Origin of the sequence: Methylobacterium sp. Leaf102 (genome assembly GCF_001422425.1) — a bacterium.
Taxonomy (GTDB): Bacteria; Pseudomonadota; Alphaproteobacteria; order Rhizobiales; family Beijerinckiaceae; genus Methylobacterium.
The window spans coordinates 19,692-40,681 of record NZ_LMMX01000005.1 but is presented as its reverse complement, the minus strand read 5'-3'; the positions used below and the strand labels follow the sequence as shown (position 1 = coordinate 40,681).

At 68.5% G+C, this 20,990-nt stretch carries 14 protein-coding genes; 8 read left to right on the top strand and 6 right to left on the bottom strand.

What is annotated here, in order from left to right:
- The first annotated feature begins 3 nt into the window (after window positions 1-3).
- A complete protein-coding gene (locus ASF27_RS05905; protein ID WP_056303918.1) occupies window positions 4-2,574 on the top strand; it encodes a ligase-associated DNA damage response DEXH box helicase in 2,571 nt (856 codons plus the stop codon).
- Window positions 2,575-2,611: 37 nt separating this feature from the next.
- On the top strand, window positions 2,612-3,325 hold the full coding sequence (gene pdeM, locus ASF27_RS05900) for a ligase-associated DNA damage response endonuclease PdeM (protein ID WP_056167453.1): 714 nt from the start codon (window positions 2,612-2,614) through the stop codon (window positions 3,323-3,325).
- Between the two features lie 75 nt (window positions 3,326-3,400).
- On the opposite strand, the gene ASF27_RS05895 is transcribed toward pdeM, so the two are convergent.
- Together ASF27_RS05895 and ASF27_RS05890 are read right to left on the bottom strand one after the other, a co-directional pair.
- Window positions 3,401-3,853 carry a DUF3429 domain-containing protein gene (locus ASF27_RS05895; RefSeq protein ID WP_056167449.1) on the bottom strand — a complete coding sequence of 151 codons (453 nt, stop codon included), beginning with the start codon at window positions 3,851-3,853 and terminating at the stop codon, window positions 3,401-3,403.
- A 129-nt stretch (window positions 3,854-3,982) separates the two neighbouring features.
- Window positions 3,983-7,258 (bottom strand): SEL1-like repeat protein, encoded by a 3,276-nt coding sequence (locus ASF27_RS05890; protein WP_056358510.1) that lies wholly within the window; start codon window positions 7,256-7,258, stop codon window positions 3,983-3,985.
- Between the two features lie 291 nt (window positions 7,259-7,549).
- On the opposite strand from ASF27_RS05890, the gene ASF27_RS05885 reads away from it, so the two are divergent.
- The 3 genes from ASF27_RS05885 to ASF27_RS05875 all read left to right on the top strand — a co-directional run bounded on the left by ASF27_RS05885 (window position 7,550) and on the right by ASF27_RS05875 (window position 11,305).
- Window positions 7,550-9,337: an acyl-CoA dehydrogenase C-terminal domain-containing protein gene (locus tag ASF27_RS05885; protein ID WP_056358507.1), complete on the top strand. Its 1,788-nt coding sequence runs from the start codon at window positions 7,550-7,552 to the stop codon at window positions 9,335-9,337.
- Between the two features lie 163 nt (window positions 9,338-9,500).
- On the top strand, window positions 9,501-10,709 hold the full coding sequence (locus tag ASF27_RS05880) for an acetyl-CoA C-acetyltransferase (protein ID WP_056358505.1): 1,209 nt from the start codon (window positions 9,501-9,503) through the stop codon (window positions 10,707-10,709).
- Window positions 10,710-10,822: 113 nt separating this feature from the next.
- Window positions 10,823-11,305, top strand: a complete 483-nt coding sequence (locus ASF27_RS05875; RefSeq protein WP_056167438.1) for a hypothetical protein — start codon at window positions 10,823-10,825, stop codon at window positions 11,303-11,305.
- Between the two features lie 93 nt (window positions 11,306-11,398).
- Here the strand turns inward: ASF27_RS05875 and ASF27_RS05870 are convergent, their stop codons facing one another.
- Window positions 11,399-12,223, bottom strand: a complete 825-nt coding sequence (locus ASF27_RS05870; protein ID WP_056358503.1) for an EAL domain-containing protein — start codon at window positions 12,221-12,223, stop codon at window positions 11,399-11,401.
- Window positions 12,224-12,335: 112 nt separating this feature from the next.
- On the opposite strand from ASF27_RS05870, the gene ASF27_RS05865 reads away from it, so the two are divergent.
- Complete coding sequence (locus ASF27_RS05865) at window positions 12,336-14,540, top strand: 3-hydroxyacyl-CoA dehydrogenase NAD-binding domain-containing protein (RefSeq protein ID WP_056358500.1); 2,205 nt, start codon at window positions 12,336-12,338, stop codon at window positions 14,538-14,540.
- 51 nt (window positions 14,541-14,591) lie between these two features.
- Here ASF27_RS05865 and moaB read toward each other — a convergent pair whose 3' ends face one another.
- The 3 genes from moaB to ASF27_RS05850 form a co-directional block, all read right to left on the bottom strand.
- Entirely contained in the window at window positions 14,592-15,149 is a 558-nt protein-coding gene (gene moaB, locus ASF27_RS05860; protein ID WP_056358610.1) for a molybdenum cofactor biosynthesis protein B, read from the bottom strand.
- A gap of 24 nt (window positions 15,150-15,173) precedes the next feature.
- On the bottom strand, window positions 15,174-16,079 hold the full coding sequence (locus ASF27_RS05855) for a neutral zinc metallopeptidase (protein WP_056167429.1): 906 nt from the start codon (window positions 16,077-16,079) through the stop codon (window positions 15,174-15,176).
- A 99-nt stretch (window positions 16,080-16,178) separates the two neighbouring features.
- Entirely contained in the window at window positions 16,179-17,069 is an 891-nt protein-coding gene (locus tag ASF27_RS05850; RefSeq protein ID WP_056358498.1) for a uracil-DNA glycosylase, read from the bottom strand.
- 211 nt (window positions 17,070-17,280) lie between these two features.
- Between ASF27_RS05850 and ASF27_RS05845 the strand changes: the two genes are divergently transcribed.
- Together ASF27_RS05845 and ASF27_RS05840 are read left to right on the top strand one after the other, a co-directional pair.
- A complete protein-coding gene (locus ASF27_RS05845; RefSeq protein ID WP_056167423.1) occupies window positions 17,281-18,942 on the top strand; it encodes an electron transfer flavoprotein-ubiquinone oxidoreductase in 1,662 nt (553 codons plus the stop codon).
- Between the two features lie 159 nt (window positions 18,943-19,101).
- Entirely contained in the window at window positions 19,102-20,943 is a 1,842-nt protein-coding gene (locus tag ASF27_RS05840) for a tetratricopeptide repeat protein (protein WP_056358495.1), read from the top strand.
- Window positions 20,944-20,990: the final 47 nt, after the last annotated feature.

The window sequence follows — 20,990 nt, the reverse complement described above, 5'->3', positions numbered from 1 at the left end:
GCGCTGCCCGAGGTCCTGCCCGACCGGTTCGCGGATTGGTTCACCGCGCGGGGCTGGACACCCCGCCCGCACCAGCTCGACCTTCTCGCCATCGTGCGCGCGGGTCGCTCCGCCTTGCTGGTCGCCCCCACGGGCGCCGGCAAGACCCTTGCGGGCTTCCTGCCGAGCCTCACGGCGCTGGCGGAACGTCCGCCGGCAAAGAAATCACGAGGCCTGCACACCCTCTACATCTCGCCCCTGAAGGCGCTCGCCGTCGACATCGCCCGCAACCTCGAAGCACCGATTGCCGAGATGGGCCTGTCGATCAGTGTCGAGACCCGCACGGGCGACACGCCGTCCCATAAGCGCACCCGGCAGGTCGAGCGACCGCCCGACATCCTGCTGACCACGCCCGAACAGCTTGCGCTCCTCATCGCTCACCGCGAGGCGTCCGAACTCTTCTCCAATCTGTCCTGCGTCGTGCTCGACGAGTTGCACGCCCTGGTGACGTCGAAGCGCGGCGACCTCCTGTCCCTGGCCTTGGCGCGGCTGCACCGGCTCAGCCCGGGCCTGACGGCGATAGGCCTCTCCGCCACCGTACGGGAGCCGGACGATCTGCGGCGGTATCTCGTGCCGCAGCGCCACGCCTCGGCGGACGAGCGCGGGTCCCCAACCCTCTCCCTCCAGGAGCGGGAGCACGGTGGTGCTGACGAAGCCGGCGTGCCCGAGCCTCCCATGGCCGACCTCGTCGTCGTACGGGGCGGCGCGGCGCCCGACCTTCACATGCTCGACACCGGGCTCACGCTCCCGCTCGCCGGTCACACCGCCTGGCAGGCGATGCCGGCGATCTACGATCTCATCGGTCGTCACCGCACGGTGCTGGTCTTCGTCAACACCCGGCTCCAGGCCGAGTACACCTTCCAGGAACTCTGGCGGATCAACGAGGAGTCGTATCCGATCGCGCTGCATCACGGCTCCCTCGACGCCACCCAGCGCCGCCGGGTCGAAGCCGCCATGGCGGCGGGCCAGTTGCGCGCCATCGTCTGTACCGCGACCCTCGACCTCGGCATCGATTGGGGCGACGTCGATCTCGTGGTCAACATCGGCGCGCCGAAGGGGGCGAGCCGGATCATGCAGCGCATCGGCCGTGCCAACCACCGCATGGACGAGCCCTCGAAGGCCTATCTCGTGCCGGCCAACCGCTTCGAGATCCTCGAATGCCAGGCGGCCCTGGACGCCGTCGAGGCCGCCGCGCAGGACACGCCGGATGCGCGCCTCGGCGCCCCGGACGTGCTCGCCCAGCACATCCTCGGCATGGCCTGTGCCGACGCGTTCGACCCGCTCCGGCTTTACGACGAGATCGTCTCGGCCGCCCCCTACGCTACCCTGAGTTGGGAGGATTTCGAGGCGGTGGTCGATTACGTCGCCACCGGTGGCTACGCGCTGCGGGCCTACGAACGCTTCGCCAAGATCCTGCGCGGTCCCGACGGGTTGTGGCGGGTGCGCGACGCCCGCACGGCGCAGCAATACCGGATGAACGTCGGCACCATCGTCGAGTCGGCCAAGGTGAAGGTCCGCCTCGCCCGGGCGAACCGGGCACGCCCCGGCGCCGTGCTGCCGCGCGGCGGGCGGGTCCTCGGCGAGATCGAGGAGGATTTCGCCGATACGCTGACCCCCGGCGACACTTTCCTGTTCGCCGGCGAGGTCCTGCGCTTCGAAGGCCTCACGGAGGACGAGGCGCTCGCCACCCGTGCCGGACCCGGCACCGACCCGGCGATCCCGTCCTATGCCGGGGCCAAGTTCCCGATCTCGACCTTCCTCGCCGCGCGGGTGCGGGCGATGATCGCCGATCCGTTCGAGTGGGACCGCCTGCCGAAACAGGTCTCGGACTACCTCGTCCAGCAGCGCACCCGCTCGGTGCTGCCCGGCCCGACGGGCCTGCTGGTCGAGACGTTTCCGCGCTCGGGGCGCTACTACCTCACGGCGTTTCCGTTCGAGGGGCGGCTCGCGCACCAGACCCTCGGCATGCTCCTCACCCGCCGCCTGGAGCGCGCACGGATGCGGCCTCTGGGCTTCGCCGCCAACGATTACGGCATCGCCATCTGGATGACCCGCGATCTCAGCGCGCGCATCGCCACCGAGTCGGACTTCCTCGAAGCCTTATTCGCCGAGGACATGCTCGGCGACGATCTCGAGGCATGGCTCGACGAATCGGCGATGATGAAGCGCACATTCCGGCAATGCGCCGTCATCGCGGGGCTCATCGAGCGCCGTTATCCGGGGCAGGCCAAGACCGGGCGCCAGGTCACCATGTCCACGGATCTGGTCTACGACGTCCTGCGCAAGCACCAGCCCGACCACCTGCTCCTGCGCGCGGCGCGGCAGGATGCGGCAACCGGACTCCTCGACGTGAAGCGCCTCGGTGTGATGTTGAGGCGCATCCAGGGGCGAATCGTCCATAAGGCCTTGGACCGCGTCTCGCCCCTGTCCGTCTCCGTCATGCTCGAGATCGGGCGGGAGAAGGTCTACGGCGAGGGCGCGGACGAGATCCTGGCCGAGGCCGAGGCGCAGCTTCTCGAAGAGGCGCTCGGCTGACGTGTCGCCCTGCTCACCCGATGACGAGGATGCGGTTTTGGCGCTCGGCGCACGACTCGAGAAGACCACGAAGGCCCCCGGCCTGACGCTTGCCGGCGAACACCTCACCCTCGACCTGTGCGGCGGCCTGTGGCTGGCCGCCCACGGCACCCTCATCGTCTCCGATCTCCACTTGGAGAAGGGCTCGGCGTTCGCGGCGCGCTCGGGCCAGTTCCTGCCGCCCTACGACACCCGCGAGACCCTGGCCTGTCTACACGAGGTGGTGGCCCGCCTCGACCCGGCCCGCGTCGTGGCTCTGGGCGATTCGTTTCACGATGCGCGCGGGCCGGATCGCATGGAGCCGGGCGACCGCGCCATGGTGGCGGCCCTGCAGGAGGGGCGCGACTGGGTCTGGATCGCCGGCAACCACGATCACGCCGTGACCGAGGGGGTGGGCGGGCGCTACGCCGAGATCCTGACGCTCGGCGGCCTCACGCTCCGCCACGAGCCGACCCCCGACGCGGTGGACGGCGAGGTGTCCGGTCACCTGCATCCGTGCGGCAAGGTCGCCATGCGGGGTCGGGCCGTGCGTCGCCGCTGCTTCGTCACCGACGGTCGCCGCCTCATCATGCCGGCCTTCGGCGCCTATGCGGGGGGTCTCAACGTGCGCAATCCGGTGTTCGAGCCGCTGTTTCCGGCGGGCTTCACCGCGCATCTCCTGGGGGATGGGCGGGTCTTCGCCATCGGGAAGTCTATGCTGGCGAAGGACTGATCGTCAGGGTACGCGAGGCACCCTTTCTCCGATCGGCTCTCGCGGAAGCCGACGACAAGCTCTCACGCCGGAGTTCTACGCCGCGACGAGGAGGGACGCCCCGGCCACGACCGACAGGACGAGCCGGAGACGGCCCAGCCACACGGGCACGAGGCCGCGGCGTGGAAGATCCTGATCGATGAAGCCCCAGGCCAGGACGAGGCAGCCGAGCGTCCGCAAGTCCCATGGGGCCGGCATGGCCAAGGCCGCCCAGGCCAGGAGGGACGGCACGATGGCGATGGCGTAATCGGCCCCGCCACCGCCGCGTGCCGCAGCGGCGCCCCAGCGGATTCCACCGAGGAACGAAGCGATCACCGCCCCGTAGGTGGACAACACCATGCGCGGATCGAGGCCGATGGTGCTCAGGCCCGCATTGCCACCGCTGACGGAGAGAAACGCGAAGCCGAGGAACGGGATCAGGCCGGCGATCCCGAGGATCACCGCCGCCGGTGGCACCGTCGTCACCCGCACCCTCGGCCCTCCCGTCATCCGTGAATCCCATTCGGGCCGGCCCCCGCCGTCCGCGAGAAAGCATCCGCCATCCAAACGCCTCGGGGCGCCCGAGGAAAGGCGGCAGATACCCGCACGCGCGACAGGATGGACGCGTTGTGACAATTCTCAGCTGCGTCGCGGCGGGGTGACCGGAGCCGGGGGCGTCGCCCCGAGCAGGGTCATCGTCCGAGGCGCAGCTGAAGCCGTGGGGGCCTCGTTGGTGGCCGGATCGGGCACCTTGGCCTTGAACGCGGCGACGAGGGCCCGCGCCGTGGCGAGGTCCTTCGGTTCGAGTTTGGCCGCCACGTCGTCACGCTTCTTGGCCGCGTCGGCATCACCCTGCGCACCGGCAGCGGAGAACCACAGGAAAGATTGCTGGAGGTCCTGTTGCACGCCGAGGCCGCGGGCGTAGAGCACCGCGAGATTGTACTGGCTGTCGCGCAGGCCGTACTCGGCCGCGCGCCGGAACCATTGCCCCGCCGTGGTGTAGTCCGGCTTGCCCGAGGCCGTCGGTGTCTCCGCATGGATCACCGCGAGGTTGTGCATCGCCCTTGCATTGCCCTGCTCCGCCGCGCGTCCGTACCAGACTTTGGCCTGGGCGAGGTCGCGGGGCACGCCGAGTCCCTTCTCATGGAGCCCGCCGAGCTTGTACTGGGCCGGCGCGTAGCCGGCCTGCGCGAGCCTGTCGTAGAGCTTGTGCGACAGGGCGAGGTCGCGCGTCACGCCGCGCCCGTCGGCAAAGCGCGCGGCGAGGTCGTAGACGGCCGTGCCATCACCCTCGATGGCGGCCTGACGCAGGGAGGCCAAGTTTGCCGGAACGGCGGTGAGATCGGGCGACAGGGCCGCCATCGCAGTCACCTGCGGGACGATCCGGTTCGTGCCCGATCGGACGGTTTCGGCCTTGGCACCATCGACCCGGGCGGGGTCGGTCTTCGCCGAATCCGTCTTCGTGGCGTCGGCTTTGGCCACCTCTTCCTTGAGCGAGGCCGAATCGGCGAGTGACTGGGTGGTGACCGGGTCCGGGAGGCCGGAGGCTGCGCCCGCGGGTGTTTCGGTCCTCGGGGCCTCCGCCGATGCGGCGACGGTCTCGCGGGCCGGGCCTCGGGTTCCGATGGCCTGAAGCGCACCGAGGGCGAGGATGATGGCGGCGAGCCCGAGAAGCAGGGGCTTGCGGCGGCGATCGAGTTCAGCGCGCAGGCGGGCGAACCGGGCGTTCACCGGAGCCGACGCGACCGCCTCGCTCGAGGAGGACGCATCGGAGCCGTGCCGGGCACGGGGCGCCTGCACGGCACCGGATGCCTCCGCCTGCGCCACCTGAGCGGCGCGACGAGCGGCGGCGATGAAGCTGGACTTGATGTCGCCGTCGAGGGCGGCGGACGCGTTGGGCTCCGCGTCCTCGGTGATCGGGTCGCGTCCGGGCCGCCGGGCCCCGGGCTCCAGGGGAAGGTCGCCCAGAACGGCGTCGGCGATGGGACGTTCCGTCGTGCGGGCGCTCGCTCGCGCGATCGGCTTGCCGGCGAATCTGGCCGCAGACTTGGTCGGGGGCATGCCACCGGTGCCGAGGAGACGCTCGGCCGGTGTTTGCGTCTCGGACGACATCGGTCCGGATTCGGTCGATCCGACCCGTCCGGCAAGGCGTTCGAGGATCGAGTGGACTCCGACCAGGGTCGATTGCAGGCGCTGCTCGGACGCGAATTGCTGGTCGCGCAGGTCGGCGAGGCCGGCCTGGAGGCGAACGAGGTCGTTCCCATCCGTCTGGGTCTCGACGGATCCGTGGCGGCCGGTCCGCTCGATCAGCGGCGCTTCCTCGCGCAGGGCGGAGACCTGAGCCAGCAGGTCACCCATGGTGCGTTCCAAACCGGCGAGGGCCGGGTCGCTGTCGCGGGTGTCGATACGGGCGGCGAGCGCCAGGACCTGATGCTCGAGGGAATCGAGCCCCTCCGCCGAGACGGTGTCCGACGTCCCCATGCGGTCGACCTTCACGGAAAGGTCGTGCAGCATACCGTGGATGGCCGCCAGGTCGCCGTCCGGCAACACGGGCCGGCGCAGGGTCGCGCCGAGGCCTTCGAGACGCTCGATGAGGTCGCCGACGGGGTTGACGTGGACGGCATCGACCTTCGCCGACAACGCATCGATCCGATGGATGATCGCGTTCGAGTTCGGGCCGCCATTCAGGGCGGAGCCGTCGCGCAGGGCGTCGAGCTTCGCCGCCATGGCGTCGATCCGGTCTTCGAGGCCGCCCGGTACGGGACGGTTCAACCCCGACCGGATCTCCTCCAGCAGAGGACGCAGTGAGGCCACGCCCGAATCGGCCCCGACGCCGGTCTGGAGGCGGGCGATCTCGGCGCTGATCGCAGCGACGCCGGAGGCCAGGGTCTCGATGCGCTCGGGCGCGGCGAGCCCCGCGATTGCGGTGCGGATGTCGTGGAGTTCACGAAAGAGTTCGTCGAGGGCCTCGCGATCGGCGAAGGCGTCCGGGCCGTTGCTCAGGACGGCATCGACCCGCGCTCCGAGGGTCTCGAGGTCGGCGGCGAGGCGGGTCTGCACCTCACGGGCCGTGTCGCCGCACAAGCGGCCGACCTCGGCACGGATGCGATCGAGGGGTGCCGTGACGGCGGAGAGGTCGGCCTGTGCCGGGGCGCCGTCGACGCCCGTGGCGAGGGCGTGCATCGCCTCCTCGAGGGCGCCGACCTCACGGCCCGTCGCCACGCCGTCGAGGGAGGCGCGCAGGCGGCTGGTCTCGCTGCGCAGTTCACCGATGACCGTGGCGATGGGGGCAGGGCCGGTATCGAGTTCGCGCTGGCGCTGGCGGATCTCGCTCACCGCATCCCGAACTTCGAGGGCGGCCGAACGGCCGCGCCGACCGATGGGACGGGGCGCGACGACCTGCTCGCCGAGTTCCGCCACGCGTCGTTGGAGGTCGGCGATGGTGCGGCTGGCCGCCGTCTGCGTGGCCGTCTGCTCCTGAGCGATCCGTCGATCGATGGCATCGAGGCGCTGCATCATCTCCGCAAGCGCCTGCGCCGTCGCGTCGGGCGTCGGCGTTGCGGTCGCGGGCGCCTCGGAGCCCGCTTCGGCGGCCTCGGCGCCGGGCGCCGGCTTTGCGTCGGGGAGTGGCGCCGGCGGCGCGGTCTTCGGTGCCGGCTTCGACGGGTTCTCGCGACTCGACTTCGCAGTCCCCTGTCGGGGTGCTTTGGCGGGGGACGCGCCGGGCGGTGTGGCGGGGGCTTCCCGGGTCGTTCCGGAAGAAGCGTCGCGTTGCGGCGCGGCCACGTCATCCGGGGTGACGATGGAGGCGATCCAGGTCTCGACGGGGACGCCGGCCCGCCGGGCCACATCGCGCGCGGCGTCGAGGATGTCCGGGTCGAAGCCGTCGAGATCGATGGGGGCGGAGCGTGTCATCGTCTAACCTGATGCGGCGAGGTCCGGTCTCGATGCGCGGCGCCGGCCCCCGGCGGATGATGGCGCGGGTCCACGTCGGATCGTCTAACCCGACCTTTAACTTTCTTGGTAAATAGCGGGTTAACCGAAGCCGCTTCCGAAGCCGCGCCGCGGCCGACTTCGACATTCGGTTTCCCGACCGTTTCCTCTTTCCGCTCGCCTCAGGATGGTTTAGATATGAACCATCCATCGAGCGGTACCGCGATCCGGTCGGATGCGCGTGTCGCCGTGACCAGGGAAGGACGCTGTGCGATGCCGAGCTACAAGGCGCCGGTCGAGGACGTTCTGTTTCTTCTGAACGACGTTCTCGGGTTCCAACGCTACAGCAATCTCCGGGGCTTCTCCGATGCTTCGCCCGACGTGGTCGAGGCCGTCCTCGGCGAAGGGGCGAAGCTCGCCGAGGAGGTGTTCGCCCCCTTGAACGCCGTCGGCGACCGCGAGGGCTGTACCCGCCAGGCCGATTCCGGTGTCACCACGCCGAAGGGGTTCAAGGCCGGCTACGACACCTACGCGGCCGGCGGCTGGATGGGATTGTCCGTACCGGAGGAGTTCGGCGGACAGGGCCTGCCCCATACCCTCAACACGGCGATCTCGGAGTTCGTGTCCGGCGCGAACCTGGCGCTCGGCATGTATCCGGGCCTGACCCAGGGTGCCATGGCGGCGCTGCTCGTCCACGGTTCGGACGCGCAGAAGGCGATGTACCTGCCCAAGATGGTCGAGGGCGCTTGGACCGGTACCATGAACCTCACCGAGCCCCATTGCGGCACGGATCTGGGCCTCCTCAAGACCAAGGCGGTGCCGAACGGCGACGGTTCCTTCAATCTCACCGGCACGAAGATCTTCATTTCGGCCGGCGAGCACGACCTGTCCGAGAACATCGTGCACCTCGTCATCGCCCGCATCGAGGGCGCACCGGCGGGCACCAAGGGCATCTCGCTCTTCGTGGTGCCGAAATTCCTCGTGAACGCCGACGGCTCGGTGGGTGAGCGCAACCCGGTCTCGTGCGGCTCCCTCGAGCACAAGATGGGCATCCACGGCAACTCGACCTGCGTGATGAACTACGACGGCGCCAAGGGCTGGCTCGTCGGCCAGGAGAACCGCGGCCTCAACGCCATGTTCGTGATGATGAACGAGGCCCGCCTCGCCGTCGGCGTCCAAGGCCTCGGCCAATCCGAGGTCGCCTACCAGAACGCCGTGGCCTACGCGAAAGACCGGCTTCAGGGCCGGTCCCTCACCGGTGCCAAGGCCCCCGACAAGGTGGCCGATCCGATCATCGTCCACCCCGACGTCCGCCGCACCCTCATGGGTATCCGGGCCTTCAACGAGGCCGGTCGCGCCCTCGTGCTGTGGACCGCGCTCCAGGCCGATATCGGCCACCGCTCCGAGGACGCGGCCGAGCGGCAGCGCGCAGAGGACCACATGGGCCTGATGACTCCGGTGGTGAAGGGCGTGCTCACCGATCGGGGCTTCGCCAATGCCGTGGAGGCCCAGCAGCTCTTCGGCGGCCACGGCTACATCGAGGAATGGGGCATGTCGCAATTCGTGCGCGATGCCCGCATCGCCATGATCTACGAGGGCGCCAACGGCATCCAGGCCATGGACCTCATCGGGCGCAAGCTTCCCAAGGATGGCGGCCGCGCCATGATGGGCTTCCTGTCCGAGGTCCAGACCTTCCTCAAGGATCACGGCGAGGACGAGGGCATGAAACCCTTCGCGGCGCCGCTCCAGGCCGGGCTCGACGACCTGCAGGGCGCAACGATGTGGTTCATGCAGAACGCGTTCTCGAAGCCCGACAATGCGGGAGCAGGTGCCACCGACTACATGCACCTCCTCGGCCTCGTCGCCATGGGCTACATGTGGGCGCGCATCGCCAAAGCGGCGCTGGCCAAGCAGGCCGAGGCGGCGACCAGCCGCATGGCCGACAAGCTCGTCGTCGGGCGGTTCTACATGGAGCGGATGCTGCCCGAGACGGCCATGCGGCTCGTTCGAATCAAGGCCGGCGCCGAAACCACCATGGCGCTGAACGCCGAGGCTTTCTAAGAAGGCGCCGTTGCCTCTCCTCTCTGCGGGAGAGGGTGGCCCGGCTGGAAAGGCCGGGTCGCTGGGGGGAGCGCCGTCCCTGGAGATGTCGCGCTCCCCTCGCCCGGCTCACTGACGTTCGCCGCCCTCCCCGCGGAGGGAGGATGGAAACAAGGAAGCGCGCATGCCCGAGGCCTATATCTACGATCACGTCCGCACCCCGCGCGGTCGCGGCAAGCCCGATGGCGCGCTGCATGAGGTGACGGCCCTGCGCCTCGCCGAGATCACGCTGCGTGCCCTCAAGGATCGCAACGGCCTCGACACCAGGCGCGTCGACGACGTGATCCTCGGCTGCGTCGATCCCGTCGGCGAGGCCGGCGGCGACATCGCCCGTGCCGCAGCCCTCGTGGCCGATTACGGCACCCACGTTCCCGGTGTGCAGATCAATCGCTTCTGCGCCTCGGGCCTCGATGCTGTGAACTTCGCCGCGGCCCAGGTGATGGCCGGCCAGCACGACATGACCATCGGCGGCGGCGTCGAATCCATGAGCCGCGTCGGCCTCGGCGCCTCGGGCGGCGCCTGGCCCGTGGACCCCGCCATCGCCATCAAGTCCTGGTTCATGCCCCAGGGCGTGTCGGCCGACCTCATCGCGACGAAGTACGGGTTCTCCCGCGCCGAATGCGATGCCTACGCCGTCGAGTCGCAGAAGCGCTCGGCCGCATCGTGGGCCGAGGGTCGGTTCGGCGACGCCGTCGTGCCGGTGCGCGACATCAACGGGATCACCCTGCTCGCCACCGATGAGCACATGCGGCCCACGACCGACATGCAGTCGCTCGGACAGCTCAAGGCGTCCTTCGTCCAGATGGGTCAGATGGGCGGCTTCGACGCGGTCGCCATCGACGCCCACCCGGATGTCGAGGCCGTGGATCACGTCCACCATGCCGGCAACTCGTCGGGCATCGTCGACGGAGCGGCCGCCGTGCTCATCGGTTCGCGCGAGGCCGGCGACGCTGCGGGCCTGAGGCCGCGGGCGCGGATCCGTGCCTTCGCCAATATCGGCTCCGACCCGGCCCTGATGCTCACCGGCCCCGTCGACGTCACCCGCAAGGTGCTGGCGCGGTCGGGCCTGAGCCTGTCGGACATCGACCTGTTCGAGGTCAACGAGGCCTTCGCCGCCGTCGTGCTTCGCTTTCAGCAGGCGTTCGACCTCGATCCGGCGCGGGTCAACGTCTGCGGCGGCGCCATCGCCATGGGGCATCCGCTCGGTGCCACCGGGGCGATGATCCTCGGGACCGTCCTCGACGAGCTGGAGCGCACCGGGAAGGAGCGCGCCCTCGTCACGCTCTGCATCGGCGCGGGCATGGGCACGGCGACCATCATCGAACGGGTGTGATGCCGGGTCCCGGCCACGGGGCGACAAACCCTTCGAAACACTGGTAGACGGCGGCGCCCGTCGCGTTCTTCGCGATGGCGCGCAAGCCTAGAACAATCGGGAGAAACGCCACGATGACGCGCCTGCTCGCCACCCTGTGCCTGACCACCGCCCTGTGCCTGCCGCTCAGTGCCCGCGCGGACGATGCCTCCGACCGCGTCGGGGTGGCCAAGGATCTGGTCCAGAAGACCCTGATCAAGAACCTCGAGACCGGGTTCACCGGCGCCCTCGAGAAGACCGTCGCGTCGATGCCCGAGGACAAGGCCGAGGCCGTGCGCAAGGAAGTGCGCGCCGAGTTCGACAAGCAGCGCGAGGTGATGATCGAGGGTTTGTCGAAGGCCTACGCCGAGAAGTTCACCCTGGATGAACTCAAGCACCTCAGCGGCATCTACGACGACAAGACCTACCAGAAGTTCCAGGCGGTCAACGCCGACCCGGCGTCGAGCGTCACGGCGATTTCGCAGGCCTCGGTGACGAAGCTCCTCAACATGCTCGCCATCGCGCAGGCGGGGGACAGCAAGGCCGGCGCGCCGCCCCTGCCGATGCCGGCACGCTAGGACACGCCCGCACCCGTGTCGGCCTCGCCCATGACCGAGACCCCACGCCACCCGGGCGGACCGGATCGGGTTCGCCCAATCCGGTCGGGCGGCTCAGGCGACCATGTCTTGGGCGAACGCAAGTTCTTGGGCGAACGCAAGTTCTTGGGCGAACGCAACGTGGGTCGGGAAACCGGCCACGGCCGGGAGGTGTTCGAGATGCGGCCGCGCGAAGTGGTAGCCCTGGAACAGCGTCGCGCCGAGGCCCCGGAGGGTCGCGAACTCGGCTTCCGTCTCGATACCCTCGGCGATCACGGCCAAGCCGAGGCCCCGGGCGATCCCGATGAGGCCGCCGACGATGATCTGTCGACGGTGATCGGTATCGATGCCGCGCAACAGATCCATGTCGATTTTGATGAGGTCAGGCTGGAAGTTGGCCAGCAGGCTCAGGCCGGCGAAGCCCGCGCCGAAATCGTCGAGCGCCGTGAGGAAGCCCTGCTTGCGGTACTCGGCGACGATGCGGGTGACATGGGCCGTATCGCGGAACTTCTCGTTCTCCGTGAACTCGAACATGATCCGATCATGGGCGAACCCGGCCCGGCGTGCGGCCTCCAGGGACGAGCGGATGCAGGCTGCCGGTTCATAGACCGCGTTCGGCATGAAGTTGATGGACAGCTTGGTCCGGTCGTCTGCGGGGAACAGGCGCCCCGCCAACTCGATCGCCTTGACCCGTGCCGCCTGGTCGAAGCGGTAGACCGTCTCCGGGGTCACGCGGGCCAGAATGGAACCGGCGGATTCACCGCCGGTGCCGCGAACGAGCGCCTCGTAGCCCCAGACGCGCTCCGTCTCGATGTCGAGAATCGGCTGGAACGCCATGGTGAAGGTGAAATCGAGCTCGGCGCCCTCGCGGCAACCCTGGCAGCCGATCCGTCCTGTCATCGTGATCCCTTGAAGGTTCGCATGGGCCCCTACTCCACCCGACTGCACCCATAAGTTTTGATTTTGGCTTAAGGCAGCCAGCCCGAGGCCACCCCAAACCCGAGGATCAGCCATGGATCTCACCAATTTCCGTTTCGAGACCGATGCCGACGGTGTTGCGCTGGCGACGTGGGACATGCCTGGCCGCTCGATGAACGTCTTTACGAATGCGGTGATGGACGACCTGCACGCTGTCATCGACGCGGTGGTGGCGGATCCCGCCATCAAGGGCTGCGTCATGACTTCGGGGAAGGACAACTTCTCCGGTGGCGCCGATCTCACCATGCTTCAAGGGCTCGGCCGCGCCTTCGAAGCGCTCAAGGCCGAGCGCGGCGAGGAAGAAGCCATGCGGCACTTCTTCGAGGAGTCGCGAAAGCTCACCCTGCTGTTTCGCAAATTGGAGACCTGCGGCAAGCCCTTCGCGGCGGCGGTCAGCGGCATCTGCCTCGGTGGTGCCTTCGAACTCGCGCTGTCCTGCCATCACCGCGTCCTGTCGGATGATCCGAAGACCCGCGTCGGCTTGCCGGAGATCAAGGTCGGCCTGTTCCCGGGCGCCGGCGGCACCCAGCGCGTGCCCCGCCTGATGCAGACGGGCGATGCCCTGCAGATGCTGTTCAAGGGCGAGCAGATCCGGCCGCTCATGGCTCGCAACATGGGCCTCGTCCACGAGGTCGCGGGCAAGGACGAGATCGTGGCGAAGGCCAAGGCCTGGATCCTCGGCGGCGGCTCGGCGGTGGCTCCGTGGGACGTGCCGAAGTTCAAGGCGCCGTCCGGCAAGGTGTACTCGCCCGCCGGAATGATGACCTGGCCGCCCGCCAATGCCATCTACCGTCGCGAGACCCACGACAATTATCCCGCGGCCAAGGCGATCCTGGGCGCGGTCTACGAGGGACTGCAACTGCCCATGGACTTGGCCCTGCGGGTCGAGAGCCGATACTTCGCCAAGATCCTGCGGTCCACGGAAGCGGCGGCGATGATCCGCACCCTGTTCCTATCCATGGGCGAGTTGAACAAGGGGGCTCGTCGGCCGAAGGATGTCGCCCCGACCGCGGTGAAGCGGATCGGCGTCGTCGGCGCCGGCTTCATGGGGGCGGGCGTCGCCTACGTCTCGGCCAATGCCGGCCTCGACGTGGTGCTGGTCGATCAGTCCACGGAGGCGGCCGAGAAGGGCAAGGCCTACGCCCATAAGCTCGTCACCGACCAGATCAACAAGGGCCGGGCCAAGACGGCAGACCGCGACGCGCTCCTCGCGCGCATCACGACGAGTGCGGACTACGCTGCCCTGTCCGAGTGCGACCTCGTCATCGAAGCGGTCTTCGAGGATCCGGCGGTGAAGGCGGAGGTCATCGGCAGGGTCGAAGCTGCGATCCGTCCCGACGCCATCTTCGCCTCCAACACCTCGACGTTGCCGATCACCGGCCTCGCGAAGACGTCCGCGCGGCCGGAGAACTTCGTCGGCATCCACTTCTTCTCGCCGGTGGAAAAGATGATGCTCGTCGAGATCATCAAGGGCGACCAGACCGGCGACACGGCCCTCGCCACGGCCATCGATTTCGTCCGCGCCATCAAGAAGACCCCCATCGTCGTCAACGATGCGCGCGGGTTCTTCGCCAACCGCTGCGTCGGGGCCTACCTCCTCGAAGGCCACACCATGCTCAACGAGGGTATCCCGGCGGCGATGATCGAGAATGCCGGACGGCAGGCCGGGATGCCGGTCGGACCGCTGTCGCTCACGGACGAGGTGGCGGTCGATCTGGCCTTGAAGATCGTCAAGGCGACGGAGGCGCAACTCGGCGCCGGGTCCATCGATCCGGCGCAGAAGGCGCTCCTCACCACCTTGGTCGAGGGCGAGGGCCGCCTCGGGCGCAAGAACAAGCGTGGCTTCTACGATTATCCGGACGGAGCACCGAAGCGCCTGTGGCCCGGCCTCAAGGATCTACAGGCGACCCATGTCGATGCGGAGGCCGTCGACTTCACGGAACTGAAGCAGCGCCTCCTCGTGGTCCAGGCGTTGGAGGCGGCCCGCACCGTCGGCGAAGGCGTCGTCACCGATCCGCGCGAGGCCGATGTCGGCTCGATCCTCGGCTTCGGTTTCGCCCCGTTCACCGGCGGCGCCCTGTCGTACATCGATTTCATGGGCGCCAAGGCCTTCGTGGCCCTGGCGCAGGGGCTGGAGGCCAAGCACGGACCACGCTTCGCCGTGCCGCACAATCTCCTCGCCATGGCCGAGCGGGGCGGGACGTTCTACGGCGACGCGGCCGCCCGCAAAGCAGCCTGAAAACGCGGAAGGGCGTGCATCTCCATGCACGCCCTTCCTTAAGGCCCCGTCTCAGACCGTGATGGATGCTCCGCGCCGGAGATGTTCGTCCAGCCTCGGCATGATCTCGACGAAGTTGCAGGGCCGGTGCCGGTAATCGAGTTGGGCGGCCAGGATGCCGTCCCAGGCATCCCGGCATGCGCCGGGCGAGCCCGGCAGCACGAACACGTAAGTGGCGTTCACGACGCCCGCCGTCGCCCGCGACTGGAGGGTCGAGGTGCCGATCTTGTCGTACGAGATCCGGTGGAACACCGCCGAGAATCCGTCCATCCGTTTCTCGAACAGCGGCTCGATGGCCTCCGGCGTCACGTCGCGCCCGGTGAAGCCCGTCCCGCCCGTAGTGAGGATCACGTCCACCGCCGGATCCCGTGACCAGGCATCGACCTGCCCGCGGATCCGTTCGACCTCATCCGGTACCACGGCACGGGCCGCGAGGGTGTGACCGGCCGCGGTGAGACGGTCGCGCAGCACGTCGCCGGAGCGATCCTCTTCCAGGGAACGCGTGTCCGATACGGTGAGCACCGCGATGGCGAGGGGCACGAAGCTGCGGGTCTTGTCGGATGCGACCATGACGTTCGTGACCTCCGAAGGCACTCAGTTCCGGGCGGCCCGGAACGTATCGCAGGATTTGGTCTGGCCGCTCTTGTAGCCGGTCATGAACCAGCGCTGGCGCTGCGCCGACGATCCGTGTGTGAACGAGTCCGGCACAGCGTAGCCCTGCGACTGCTTCTGCAGCCTGTCGTCGCCGATGGCGCTGGCGGCGTTCATCGCTTCCTCGATGTCGCCCGGCTCCAGGGAATTGTACTTGTCGTTGGAATTCTTGGCCCAGACGCCGGCGAGACAATCGGCCATGAGCTCGACACGCACGGAGAGTTGGTTCGACTCGACCTTGCTCGATGCGGCCTGCTGGCGGCCCTGGACCTTGCCGAGGATGCCGAGCTCGTCCTGGACGTGGTGCCCGACCTCGTGAGCGATGACGTAGGCGTAGGCGAAGTCGCCCTTCACGCCGAACTTCTGCTCCATTTCCTTGAAGAAGGACGTGTCGAGATAAACCTTCTTGTCGAGCGGGCAGTAGAACGGCCCCATGGCGGCCTGGGCCGAGCCGCAGCCGCTGCGGGTGCCACCGGTGTACAGCACCATGCCGGTCGGCCGGTACTGCTTGCCGGTCTGATTGGGAAGGATCTCCCGCCAGACATCCTCGGTGTTGCCGAGGATCGCGGCGGCGAAGCGCCCGCTCTCGTCCGTTGGCTTGGTCTTGCGCTGCGCCTGCGTCTGAGGGTCGACCTGCTCCTGCCGCGGCCGCCCGCCCCCGGTCATCTGCTCGGCCCCGCCGATGAGGACCGCCGGATTGATGCCCGTGACCCAGCCGATGATGCACAGGATGACAATGGTTCCGATGCCGAGTCCGCCGGCGCCGCCGCCCGGGAAGCCGCCCCCGCCGCCACCTTCGCCGCGACGGTCCTCGACGTTGTCCGAACTACGGAAATCTTCCCAGCGCATGTGCTCTCACCACTCGTTCCGGACCGCGGACGGACGCCACCCCTGCGAAGTAATCTCCGCCTGTCACATACAGTTCCGCTTGGGGTCTCCGTACCGAGGTTAGGCCTTGCCGTCGAGGGCGGCACGAAGGGTGCGAAAATCTCGCCAGGCCAGCCGCTTCTGCAGCGGCTGGCGCAGCAGGTAAGCCGGATGAAGGGTCGCCAGAACGCGGATCTCGCGATCCCCGACCCGGTAGGGGAAGAACCGGCCCCGCGCCTTGAGGATCCCGTCCTTGGTGCCGGTGATCGCCTGGGTGGAGGGACTGCCGAGGCAGACGATGAGGTCGGGCGCCGCGAGTTCGATCTGCCGCTCGATGAACGGCCTGCAGATTGCGACCTCCTGGGGCGTCGGGTTGCGGTTGCCGGGCGGGCGCCACGGCACGATGTTGGTCACGTAGGCGCTCGTCCGGTCGAGGCCGATCGCCGCCATCATCCGATCCAACAGCTTGCCCGAGCGGCCCATGAACGGCTTACCGACCCGGTCCTCGTCAGCTCCCGGCGCTTCGCCGATGAACATGAGCTTCGCTGCCGGATTGCCGTCGGCGAAGACGAGGTTCTTTGCCGTGAACTTGAGCGGACAGCCGTCGAAGCCGCCGAGAAGCGCTTCCAGTTCCTCGAGGGACGTGACGTCCTTTGCCCGCGCCCGCGCATCGCCGGCCGCTTCGCCAGGACGGGCGGCGGCGGATTGGCCGTAGGTCCCGGCTTGGGGAGGCGCCTCGCCGCGTGGCGGCGATTCGCGACGGAGCGCCGTCGTGGCGGGCTCCCGCCGCGCAGAATGCTCAAGGGGGGGGCTGTGCTCCGGCTCCAGCGTCGACACCATGGGACGTGCCGGGGCATCCGCTTCCGAGAAGCGGTCGTGGGGGTGCTCGTCGAGCATGAGATCGACCCCCGCCGCGACATGGAAGTCGAGGGCGGCGATGAGATCACGCTGGCGTTCGTCGCTCGCAGTCATGAGGTGAGATGTGGCGTGTTCGTCGCCTGTGGACAACGGGGGCGCGGCGTCCCGGCGACCCGATCCTCCGCTTTCGCACGGCGCGACTCTTCATCACGACACCGCGCAGGGAGCGCAGGCCGCTTGCGTTCCCATCTTGGAATCGGTTGAGAGTGATCTGAACCAATTCACGGGACCCGCCGGACGGCGGGCGTGACAGGAGGATGACGGAATGGCGCTGCCCGAACGCGAGGGGATGGATTTCGACGTGGTGATCGTCGGCGCCGGGCCGGCGGGCCTCGCCGCCGCCATTCGCCTCAAGCAGTTGTCCTCCGACGTCAGCATCGTGGTGGTCGAGAAGGGGTCCGAGGTCGGCGCGCACATCCTGTCGGGCGCCGTCGTCGATCCGGCGGGCCTCGACGACCTCCTGCCCGCGTGGCGCACCGATCCAGACCGGCCCTTGAAGACCGCGGTCGAGCGCGACGAGTTCATGTTCCTGACGAAGAACAGCGGCCTGACGATGCCGAACCTGTTCTTCCCGAAATTCATGTCCAACCATGGCAACTTCGTCGGCTCGCTGTCGAACGTGACGAAGTATCTCGGCGCCCAGGCCGAGGCGCTCGGCGTCGAGATCTACCCGGGCTTTCCGGCCTCCGAGGTGCTCTACGACGACCGGGGCGTGGTGGTCGGCATCGCCACGGGCGATCTCGGCATCGGCCGCTCGGGCGAGCCACGGGACGACTACACCCGCGGCATGGAGCTGCGCGGCAAGTACACGATCTTCGGAGAGGGCGCCCGCGGCTCCCTGACGAAGACGCTCATCGACCGATTCAAGCTCAACGCCGACAGCGACCACCAGAAGTACGGTCTCGGCGTCAAGGAGTTGTGGCAGCTGAGCCCAGACAAGTTCCAGGCCGGCCTCGTCCAGCACACCATGGGATGGCCCCTGCCGAACAAGGCCGGCGGCGGCTCGTGGCTCTACCATTTCGACGACCACCTGCTTTCGGTGGGGTTCGTCACGCACCTGAACTACGAGAACCCGACCCTGTCGCCGTTCGACGAGTTCCAGCGCTTCAAGACGCACCCGATGATCGCCGAGACCTTCGAGGGGGCCAAGCGCATCGGCTACGGCGCGCGGGCCATCATGGAGGGTGGCTGGCAGTCGGTGCCGAAGCTCGTGTTCCCCGGCGGCTGCCTCGTCGGCGATTCCGCCGGCTTCGTGAACGTGCCGCGCATCAAGGGATCGCACAACGCCGTACTCTCGGGCATGCAGGCGGCGCAGGCCATCGCGCAGGCCCTCGAATCCGGACGCCAGGGGGACGAACTCACCGCCTACGAGAACGGCTGGCGCGACAGCGCCATCGGCCAGGACCTCAAGCGCGTGCGCAACGTAAAGCCGCTCTGGTCGAAGTACGGCACCCTGGTGGGTGTCGGCCTCGGCGGCGCCGACATGTGGGCCAACACCCTGCTCGGGACGTCCCTGTTCGGCACGCTCAAGCACGGCAAGCCGGATCACGCCTGTACCAAGCCGCTCGCCGAGGTGACGCCCATCGTCTACCCGAAGCCGGACGGCAAGCTGACTTTCGACCGCCTCTCGTCGGTGTACCTCTCCAACACCAACCACGAGGAGGATCAGCCGCCCCACCTCAATGTGAAGAACCTCGACCTCCAGAAGGCATCCGAGCACGATGTCTACGGCGGACCGTCGGCGCGCTATTGCCCGGCCGGCGTCTACGAGTGGGTGGCGGATGCGGCCCAGAGCGACGGTGTGCGCTACCAGATCAACGCGCAGAACTGCGTCCACTGCAAGACCTGCGATATCAAAGACCCGAACCAGAACATCAACTGGGTGACGCCGGAGGGCCCGGGCGGTCCGAACTACCCGAATATGTGATCGCCGCGCGGGAGGGATGGGTGAGGCCTTGAGGTCGCCCTCCCCGCGCTCGGGGCGGCATCCTTATGCCTTGCAGGGATGGTGGGAAGAGTTCAGTGTCCCGCCCGATCGAGCGCCGGCCCCGATCGAGCCGGTGCGCAGAAGCCCTGAACGGTGCCCATGAACGGAAACGCCGCGACTCGCCGAGCCCTGTCGGCCCTCGCTTTCTGCCTCGCGGCGACTGTGCCGACGCACGCGGCGCAACCACGTGAATCGACGCCGCTGCCGGAGTTCGAGCCCGCGGAATCCCTGGAAGGCAACTTCCTCGCGGCTTACATCGCCGGTGCCTCGAAGGACACGGCGGCGGCGGCGAGCTTCTACCGCGAGGCTGTGAAGGCCGACCCGCGCAACGCCGAACTGCTGGAGCGCGCCTTCGTGTCGCTCCTGGCCGACGGGTCCCTACCGGACGCGTTCCGCGCCGCAGAGCGCCTGACGACCCGCGACGGTGCCAATGGTCTCGCTCAGCTCGCGCTCGGCGTCCGGCAGATCAAGGCCGGTCAGTTCGCCCAGGCCCGTCAGAACTTCGCCCGCAGCGGCCGGGGTGCCGCCGCCGATCTCACCGGCACCCTCCTCACGGCCTGGGCCTTCGCCGGGGCCGGTGACGGCAAGCGCGCCCAGGAGACCATCAACAAGCTCAAGGGCGAGCGAACCTACAACACGTTCCGAGATTACCACGCTGGCCTGATCGCGGCGCTGACTGGTGACCAGGCCGAGGCGGAGCGCCGTCTCAAGGCGGCCTACGACGGCGACCGCAACACCCTCCGGGTTGTCGACGCCTATGCGCGGTTCGAGGCGCAGGCGGGGCGCACGGATCTGGCGATCCAGGCCTACACCGACTTCGACAAGCTGTTGCCACGCCATCCCGTCGTTCGCGATGCGCTTACCAGGCTGAAGGAGGGCAAGCCCCTCACCCGCCTCGTCAATACGGCGCAGGAGGGAGCCGGCGAGGTGCTCTATGGGCTCGGTTCGGCGGGCTCGACGCAGGGCGACGAACTGCCGGCGGTGGTCTATCTGCGCCTCGCCCTCTATCTCGCACCCGAGCACGCCCTGGCTCGCCTGACCCTGGCCGACATCCTCGACCGGATGAAGCAGCCGGAGCGCGCCAACGAGGCCTATGCCCAGATCCCGGCGAACTCGCCGCTGCGCCTCAATGCCGACGTGCAGATCGGGCTCAATCTCGAGCAGATGGGCAAGGGCGAAGAGGCGATCCAGCACCTCGATGCAGCCATGAAGGCTCATCCCAACGACATCGACGTGATCACGGCGCTCGGTAACGTTCAGCGCTCGCGCAAGAAGTACGAAGAGGCGGCCGAGACCTACAGCCGCGCCATCGCTCTCATCGGCGACCAGCCGGCGGCGAACTACTGGACGACGTTCTACTTCCGCGGCACCGCCTACGAGCGGGCCAAGCAGTGGAGCAAGGCCGAGGCCGACCTGAAGAAGGCTCTGGAACTCGTGCCGGCCTCGCAGCCGGGTGCCCGCGCCCAGGTCCTGAACTACCTCGCCTATTCGTGGGTCGACCAGAACATCAACATCGACGAAGCCTTCACCATGCTGAAGCAGGCCGTGGACGCCAGCCCGCGCGATGGGATGATCATCGACAGTCTCGGTTGGGCCTATTTCCGCCTCGGGCGTTGGGATGAAGCCATGCGCGAGTTGGAGAAGGCCATCGAGCTCAAGCCCGGCGACCCGACGATCAACGACCACCTCGGCGATGCCTATTGGCGCGCCGGCCGCCGTCTGGAGGGCAAGTTCCAGTGGCAGCACGCCAAGGACCTGAACCCCGAGCCGGAGGAACTCGAGAAGATCAACGCCAAGCTCAAGGACGGCCTGCCGGAACTCGACAAGCCGGCCGCCACGGCCGAGAATCCGCCCGAGGGGAAAGCCAATCCCGAACTGCCCAAGGGCGCTCCGGCTCCGAGCGAGCCTCCGGGCGCGGCCGACAAGAAGAGCGGCGGCTGATCGAGTCCGTCACGGCATCGGACTTGACGTGGGCAGGGGCGCAGGGC

Bases quoted from the DNA above. Each gene is read 5' to 3' on its own strand.
- ASF27_RS05895 (WP_056167449.1), bottom strand. From the start codon at position 3,853: ATGACGGGAGGGCCGAGGGTGCGGGTGACGACGGTGCCACCGGCGGCG.
- ASF27_RS05890 (WP_056358510.1), bottom strand. From the start codon at position 7,258: ATGACACGCTCCGCCCCCATCGATCTCGACGGCTTCGACCCGGACATC.
- ASF27_RS05885 (WP_056358507.1), top strand. From the start codon at position 7,550: ATGCCGAGCTACAAGGCGCCGGTCGAGGACGTTCTGTTTCTTCTGAAC.
- ASF27_RS05880 (WP_056358505.1), top strand. From the start codon at position 9,501: ATGCCCGAGGCCTATATCTACGATCACGTCCGCACCCCGCGCGGTCGC.
- ASF27_RS05875 (WP_056167438.1), top strand. From the start codon at position 10,823: ATGACGCGCCTGCTCGCCACCCTGTGCCTGACCACCGCCCTGTGCCTG.
- ASF27_RS05870 (WP_056358503.1), bottom strand. From the start codon at position 12,223: ATGACAGGACGGATCGGCTGCCAGGGTTGCCGCGAGGGCGCCGAGCTC.
- ASF27_RS05865 (WP_056358500.1), top strand. From the start codon at position 12,336: ATGGATCTCACCAATTTCCGTTTCGAGACCGATGCCGACGGTGTTGCG.
- moaB (WP_056358610.1), bottom strand. From the start codon at position 15,149: ATGGTCGCATCCGACAAGACCCGCAGCTTCGTGCCCCTCGCCATCGCG.
- ASF27_RS05855 (WP_056167429.1), bottom strand. From the start codon at position 16,079: ATGCGCTGGGAAGATTTCCGTAGTTCGGACAACGTCGAGGACCGTCGC.
- ASF27_RS05850 (WP_056358498.1), bottom strand. From the start codon at position 17,069: ATGACTGCGAGCGACGAACGCCAGCGTGATCTCATCGCCGCCCTCGAC.
- ASF27_RS05845 (WP_056167423.1), top strand. From the start codon at position 17,281: ATGGCGCTGCCCGAACGCGAGGGGATGGATTTCGACGTGGTGATCGTC.
- ASF27_RS05840 (WP_056358495.1), top strand. From the start codon at position 19,102: ATGAACGGAAACGCCGCGACTCGCCGAGCCCTGTCGGCCCTCGCTTTC.